A 6,048-nucleotide genomic window follows, 5' to 3' on the forward strand; every position below is an offset into this window, starting at 1 on the left:
TCCCCACCCGCCCGTTGTCGGGCTGGTCAGCCATCGCGTGCCCCTATCGCTTGCATGCAGTCGCGAGCGATGGCCAGTTCTTCGTCGGTCGGAATCACCAGTACGGTGACCGTCGAGCTGTCCGCGGAGATCCGCCGCAACTCGGCGGCCGCGGTGGCGTTGCGGTGCTCGTCGAGCTTGATGCCGAGGTCCGCCATCCCGGCCAGCGCGTCGCGGCGCACCTCCGCGGCGTTTTCGCCAATGCCGGCGGTGAACGTCAGCACGTCGGTGCGCCCCAGCACCGCAAGGTAGGCGCCGATATATTTGCGCAGCCGGTGGATGAACACGTCGTAGGCCAATTGTGCTGTGTTATCGCCTGATTCCATCATTTCACGCAGCCGTCGGAAATCCTGTTCACCGGCGATGCCCAGCACCCCGGATCGATTGTTGAGCATCGACTCGACGTCGTCGACGTCCATTTTCGCCGACCGGCACAGGTAGCTGATGATGCCCGGGTCGATGTCACCGCTGCGGCTTCCCATCACCAGGCCCTCCATCGGGGTCAGGCCCATCGACGTGTCGACCGGGCGACCACCAGCGATTGCCGACGCCGACGACCCGTTACCCAAATGCAGCACAATCTGCTTCAAGTCATCCAGCGGTCTGCTCAGGAAAATGGCGGCCTGCTGACTGACGTACTGGTGCGACGTGCCGTGAAATCCGTAGCGGCGGATCTGCCACCGTTGCGCCACCTCCCGGTCGATGGCATACGTCGCGGCCGCCGCGGGCAGGTCGTGGAAAAACGCGGTGTCGAACACCGCGACATGCGGCACGTCGGGCAGCATCCTGCGCGCCACTTCCATCCCCTGGACCGCGGGCGGGTTGTGCAGCGGCGCCAGTGGCGCCAGCTCCTTCACCTTGGTGATCAGCGCGTCGTCGACAACAGTGGGACGGTAGAACGTCTTGCCGCCGTGCACCACCCGATGACCCACCGCGACCAGACCACAGTTGTCCAAGTCAATACCGGCCTGCGCAAACCGGTCGAACGCCAGGCGCAGCGCCGCCTCATGGTCGGCGACCGGCGACGACGGCTCGCCGATCTGCTCGATGATGCCGGCTATCCGCGACTTGCCTGAATCAGGTTCGACGAGCTGATATTTCAGCGACGACGAGCCGGAGTTGATCACCAGCACGACGGGCTCAGTCATCATGACCCTGGGCTTGGATCGCGGTGATCGCGACGGTGTTGACGATATCTTCGATCAGCGCGCCACGAGAGAGGTCGTTGACGGGTTTGTTCAGCCCCTGCAGCACCGGGCCGATGGCGATCGCACCGGCGCTGCGCTGGACGGCCTTATAGGTGTTGTTGCCAGTGTTGAGGTCCGGGAAGATCAGCACGGTCGCGCGGCCGGCAACGGGTGAGTCACGCATCTTGGTGGCCGCCACCGACGGGTCCACCGCGGCGTCGTATTGGATCGGTCCATCGACCAGCAGTTGCGGCGCCCGGCTTCGTACCAATTGTGTTGCAGTCCTGACCTTGTCGACGTCGGCACCGGCACCGGATTCGCCGGTGGAGTACGACAGCATGGCCACCCGGGGCTTGATGCCGAACTGAGCGGCGGTGCGCGCCGAACTGATCGCGATGTCGGCGAGCTGCTCGGGTGTCGGATCGGGAACGATCGCGCAGTCGCCGTACGCCAGCACTCGATCCGGTAGGCACATCAAGAAAATACTGGACACTGTGGAGACACCCGGTGCGGTCCGGATGATTTCGAACGCCGGCCGCACGGTGTGCGCGGTGGTGTGTGCTGCACCCGACACCATGCCGTCGACCAGCCCGTTGTAGACCAGCATGGTGCCGAAATACGAGACGTCGCAGATGATCTCCCGGGCGTGCTCCACGGTGACGCCTCTGCCCTTGCGTAATTGCGCGTATTGGGCGGCGAACTGATCGCACAACTCGCTCGTGGTCGGATCGATGACCGCTGCGTCGTCGAGGTTGGCGCCGAGTTCGGCTGCGCGCGAGCGGATTTGGTTCTCGTCACCGAGGATGGTCAGCTGGGCCACGCCGCGCTGGAGCACTCGGCCGGCCGCTTTGAGGATCCGGTCGTCGTCGCCTTCGGGCAGCACGATGTGCTTGCGATCCGCGCGGGCCCGCTCCCGGAGCTGGTAGGTGAACATCTGCGGTGTGGTGACCGTCGGGATCGGGATGGCCAGCTGCGCCAACAGGTCCGATATGTCGACGTGACGTTCCACGAGCGCCAACGCGGTGTCGATCTTTCGCTGTGATTCCACGGTGACTCGGCCGCGTGCCGACGCCACGGCGCTGGCCGTGTCGAACGTGCCCAGTGTGGTGGCGATCATCGGCAGGCGCAATCGCAGGCCGGCCACCAGCGCCGCAATCGACGGATGCAGCTGGAAGCCACCGTTGAGGATCATGCACGACAGCGACGGAAACCCTTCGGCGGCATGGGCACTGGCCACCGCCAGCACGACATCGGAGCGGTCGCCGGGAGTGATGACGGCGGCTCCCTCGGAAAGCCGTTCCAGTACATGCTCGGCGATCATCCCGGCGACCACCACACCCATCACTTCGCGTCCCATCAGCGCGGGATCACCGCTCACCAGGTTCCCGTTCACCGCGTGCTGCAGATCGGCCACCGTGGGCGCCACCAGCAGCGGCTCGTCGGGCAGCACATACGTCCGGGGAGTGAACATGGCGAGGGCCTTGGCCAGACGTTTTTGGAAGGCCTGAAGTTGCGAGGGCTCACAGCGGTTGGCCACCACGGCTGCGGTGTAGGCGTGCTGCTCGCCTAGCTCGGCCAGACAGACCTCGATCAGGTGCGCGACGTCGTCGGCGCTGCGGCCCTTGGCCCGCACCACCAGCAGTACCGGCGCGCCGAGGTTGACCGCGATGCGGGCGTTGACGGACAGCTCGGCGGGGCTGGTGACGTCGGTGTAGTCGCTGCCCACAATCACCACGGCGTCGCACCGGTCGGCCATCGCGTGGTAGCGCTCGACGATGTCGGCGAGCGCGGCGTCGCGGTCGGCATGCAGCTGCTGGTAGGTCACGCCGACGCAGCGCTCGTAGGGCAGGCCGGCGGTGGCATGCGCCAGCAGCAGCTCCAGGATGTAGTCGCGCTGCTCGCCAAGCCGCATGATGGGCCGGAACACCCCGACTTTCGGGACGGTGGCGGTCAGTCGGTGCAGGACGCCCAGCGCGATCGTCGACTTGCCGGTGTCTCCCTCGGGCGCGGCGATGTAAATGCCAGACACATCAGGCCAGCCGCCGCAGCCTCGGTGCGAGATCCGTCTCGAAGAGCTGCAGGAAGCGGCGCTGGTCGTGGCCGGGGGCGTGGAACACCAGGTGGTTGAGGCCCCATTCGACGTATTGGCCGACCTTCTCGACCGCCTCGTCGGGATCCGAGGCGACGATCCAGCGTTTGGCGACCTGTTCGATCGGCAGCTCGTCGGCCGCCTTCTCCATCTCGATCGGGTCGTCGATGCTGTGCTTCTGCTCGGCGGTCAGCGACAGCGGCGCCCAGAACCGAGTGTTCTCCAAGGCCAGCCCCGGGTCCGGGTCGTAGGAGATCTTGATCTCGATCATCTTGTCGATGTCGTCGACGTTGCGGTCGGCGGCCTTGGCGCCCTCCTGCACCGCCGGCATCAGCTTCTCGCGATACAGTTCCTCGCCCTTGCCGGAGGTGCAGATGAAGCCGTCGCCGGCGCGTCCGGCGTATTTGGCCACCGCCGGACCGCCCGCAGCGACGTAGATCGGCACTCCGCCATCGGGCACGTCGTAGATCGAAGCGCCCTTGAGGTGGTAGAACTCGCCGTCGAAGTCGACGCGGTCACCGCGCCAGAGCTCGCGCATCAGCCGCACCGCTTCGCGCAGCCGGGCGAACCGCTCTTTGAACTCTGGCCAGGCGCCCTCGTAGCCGGTGGCGATTTCATTCAAAGCCTCGCCAGTGCCTACCCCCAGGAAGATGCGGCCCGGGTATAGGCAGCCCATGGTGGCGAAGGCTTGGGCGACGACGGCGGGGTTGTACCGGAATGTCGGGGTGAGCACCGAGGTGCCCAGCTGGATCTTCGTTGTGCGCTCGCCGACCGCGGTCATCCACGACAGCGAGAACGGGGCGTGCCCACCCTTGTGCCGCCACGGCTGGAAATGGTCGCTGACGGTGGCGCTGTCCATGCCGTGGGCTTCGGCGGCGACCCCGAGTTCGACGAGTTCTCGCGGCCCGAATTGTTCCGCCGACGCCTTGTATCCGAGTTTCAGTTCAGCCACCAGTCTTTTCTACTCTCTGTTTGTCGGCGGGCGATCCGCGGCGCCCGGCTTCGCCGAGCTTGCGATCGCCCGGGGCTTGTCGGCGGGCGACCCGCGGCGCCCGGCTTCGCCGAGCTTGCGATCGCCCGGTGCCTAAACTCACGGACATGGCATCGGTGCTCACAAACGTCACCGACATCGTGCACCTCGCCCAAGGGGAGGCGGTCAACTGGCTGGTGGTCCGTGACGACAGCGGTGTCATGCTGATCGATTCCGGCTACCCCGGAGACCGCGACGACGTGCTGGCCTCACTGCGGCAGCTTGGCCACGAACCCCGCGACGTAGCGGCGATCTTGCTGACACACGCCCACATCGACCACCTGGGCTCGGCGATCTGGTTCGCCAAAGAGCACGGCACCCCGGTGTATTGCCACCCCGACGAGGTCGGCCACGCCAAGCGCGAGTATCTGCAACAAGCCTCGCCGGTGGATGTCGCGTTGCGGATTTGGCGGCCCCGCTGGGCGGTGTGGGGTGCGCATGTGGTGCGCAACGGCGGTCTGATCCGTGACGGCATCCCGACCACCCAACCGTTGAGCACCGACATCGCCGCCCAGTTGCCGGGCCGCCCGATGGCCATTCCCACCCCGGGGCACACCAGCGGGCATTGCTCCTATGTGGTCGACGGGGTGCTGGCCAGCGGCGACGCCCTGGTCACCGGCCATCCGCTGCTGCGCCGCAGCGGGCCGCAACTGCTGCCGGCGGTGTTCAGCCACAATCAGGACAACTGTGTCCGCAGCCTGGCGGCGCTGGCGCTGCTGGAGACCGAGATCCTGGCGCCCGGCCACGGCGACCTGTGGTGCGGTCCGATCCAGGAAGCCACCGAGCAGGCCACGACGCTGGCCCGCCAGTGACACGAACCCGCACCGCTCGGCATATACATGCCGACCGCGCGACGGTTTTTCACGCGCTGGTCTCGCCGGACGCCATCGCCAACTGGCGCCTGCCCGGCGGCATGACGGCCGTGGTGGCCGCTAGATGCCGATCAGTACGTCACAATTCGGTCACGCTTACCATCACGGTTTCTTAAGTATCGGGCGCGTACTCTAAGAAAATCGCGCTGAGTTACGGCAAAACTCGCGCTTTTGCCGGTAAGGCTTGTCCGGCACCGGGTTTGGGAGCGGTCAGCGACACGTAGCAGCCGATTGCCTTCGCGTACGTTGGCTGTCGGGGCCGGGGGGAATCTGTATCAATGTGCAACGCAAAGGAACAAGCAAGCATGAAATTGAGTGGTATGACCATGCGCCGGCGAGCCGTCGGCATCGCTGCGGCCTCCTGCGTACTCGGGGGCCTGGCCGCGACCACACTGCCGGCGCCGAGCGCCTCTGCGGCGCCCGACTGCAGCCCGGCCGCGGTGAACGACACCGTCAGCTCTGCGACGGGTCAAGCTCGCCAATACCTCGACGCGCACCCGGACGCCAACGCAGCGGTGACATCAGCGTTCAGCCAGCCGCGTCCGCAGGCGGCGGCGACTCTGCGGAGCTACTTCACCGCCCACCCGCAGGAGTACTACGACCTGCGGGGGATTTTGGCGCCGATCGGTGACACCGAGCGCCAGTGCAACACCACCGCGCTGTCGCCGGAGCTGCAGTCGGCCTACAACGAGTTCATGGCCGGCTAACCGACGGCCGCCGAGCCCAGATGCTCGCGCAGGGTGGTGCCGCTGTATTCGGTTCGGAACGCGCCGCGTTCCTGCAACAGCGGCACCACCTTGTCGACGAATTCGTCTAGCCCGTGCGGCGTCA

At 66.4% G+C, this 6,048-nt stretch carries 5 protein-coding genes; 2 read left to right on the plus strand and 3 right to left on the minus strand.

Annotation, left to right across the window (positions count from 1 at the left end):
• Positions 1–26 precede the first annotated feature (26 nt).
• The 3 genes from ACFE99_RS11640 to fgd are packed head-to-tail and all read right to left on the minus strand — an operon-like array spanning position 27 to position 4,267.
• The gene (locus ACFE99_RS11640) at positions 27–1,187 is read right to left on the minus strand and encodes an acetate kinase (RefSeq protein ID WP_375485380.1); all 1,161 of its coding nucleotides are present in this window, start codon (positions 1,185–1,187) and stop codon (positions 27–29) included.
• Entirely contained in the window at positions 1,180–3,288 is a 2,109-nt protein-coding gene (pta, locus tag ACFE99_RS11645; protein WP_375485382.1) for a phosphate acetyltransferase, read from the minus strand. Before pta ends, ACFE99_RS11640 begins: the two co-directional genes overlap by 8 nt.
• Positions 3,257–4,267, minus strand: coding sequence for a glucose-6-phosphate dehydrogenase (coenzyme-F420) (gene fgd / locus ACFE99_RS11650; RefSeq protein ID WP_375485369.1), 1,011 nt, complete (start codon positions 4,265–4,267; stop codon positions 3,257–3,259). Before fgd ends, pta begins: the two co-directional genes overlap by 32 nt.
• A gap of 146 nt (positions 4,268–4,413) precedes the next feature.
• Between fgd and ACFE99_RS11655 the strand changes: the two genes are divergently transcribed.
• Complete coding sequence (locus ACFE99_RS11655) at positions 4,414–5,157, plus strand: MBL fold metallo-hydrolase (RefSeq protein ID WP_375485371.1); 744 nt, start codon at positions 4,414–4,416, stop codon at positions 5,155–5,157.
• A 365-nt stretch (positions 5,158–5,522) separates the two neighbouring features.
• Positions 5,523–5,924: a heme-binding protein gene (locus ACFE99_RS11660; protein WP_375485373.1), complete on the plus strand. Its 402-nt coding sequence runs from the start codon at positions 5,523–5,525 to the stop codon at positions 5,922–5,924.
• Positions 5,925–6,048: the final 124 nt, after the last annotated feature.

Source organism: uncultured Mycobacterium sp., assembly GCF_964249325.1.
GTDB lineage: Bacteria > Actinomycetota > Actinomycetes > Mycobacteriales > Mycobacteriaceae > Mycobacterium.

What these genes read in the sequence shown, in the direction of transcription:
- ACFE99_RS11655 (WP_375485371.1), top strand. Translation starts at nt 4,414, where the DNA reads ATGGCATCGGTGCTCACAAACGTCACCGACATCGTGCACCTCGCCCAA.
- ACFE99_RS11660 (WP_375485373.1), top strand. Translation starts at nt 5,523, where the DNA reads ATGAAATTGAGTGGTATGACCATGCGCCGGCGAGCCGTCGGCATCGCT.
- ACFE99_RS11640 (WP_375485380.1), bottom strand. Translation starts at nt 1,187, where the DNA reads ATGACTGAGCCCGTCGTGCTGGTGATCAACTCCGGCTCGTCGTCGCTG.